Origin of the sequence: Frankia sp. AgKG'84/4 (assembly GCF_023242965.2) — a bacterium.
Classification (GTDB): domain Bacteria; phylum Actinomycetota; class Actinomycetes; order Frankiales; family Frankiaceae; genus Frankia.
The window spans coordinates 1-653 of sequence record NZ_JALKFU020000649.1; the positions used below are offsets into that span (position 1 = coordinate 1).

General features: G+C 77.6%; 1 protein-coding gene. It reads right to left on the minus strand.

Annotation, left to right across the window (positions count from 1 at the left end; translation table 11 throughout):
• Positions 1-653 (minus strand): Mur ligase family protein (locus tag MXD58_RS24430; RefSeq protein WP_250610014.1); only part of this gene is annotated, 653 nt, incomplete at both ends.

The following is a 653-nucleotide window of genomic DNA, read 5'->3' on the forward strand; positions in this document are numbered from 1 at the left end:
CGAGTCGGCGATCCGGCTGACCGTGCCGGGCACGGTCACCGCCGCGCCGGCCGGGACGCCCGAACTGGCGGCGTCCGCATCGGCCGCGTCCGGCGCCCGGACGTTCCCGGTCCGACCGAGCTCGGCGAGGACCGCTGCCACGCCCGGATCGTCGCCGCAGACGACCAGCCGCCCGCCGGGGCGCACCCGCCGGGCGAAGGCGGCGAACACGGCCTGGACGGCGGCCTCGTCCGGGAACACATCGGGGTGCTCCCACTCGACGTTGGTGATTACGGCGATGGCGGGCTGGAGCCCGGCGAACGCGCCGCCGTACTCGTCCGACTCGAGCACGAACACGTCCCCGGCGCCGACCAGCGCGTTGCCGCCGAGCTGGGAGACCTCCGCGCCGATCACGGCCGTGGGGTCCAGCCCGGCCGCGCGCAGCACCAGCGCGAGCATCGCCGACGTCGTCGACTTGCCGTGCGAGCCGGCGACCGCGACCAGACGGTGCCCGGCGGTCAGCTCGGGCAGCCACTCGGAGCGGCGGCGCACCGGCAGGCCGAGGGCGCGGGCGGCGAGGACCTCGGGATGGTCGTCGGGCAGCGCGCTGGACGCCACGACGACATCCACCCCGGCGAGCTCCGCCGCGAGCGCCGCCTGGCTCGCGGCGGGGC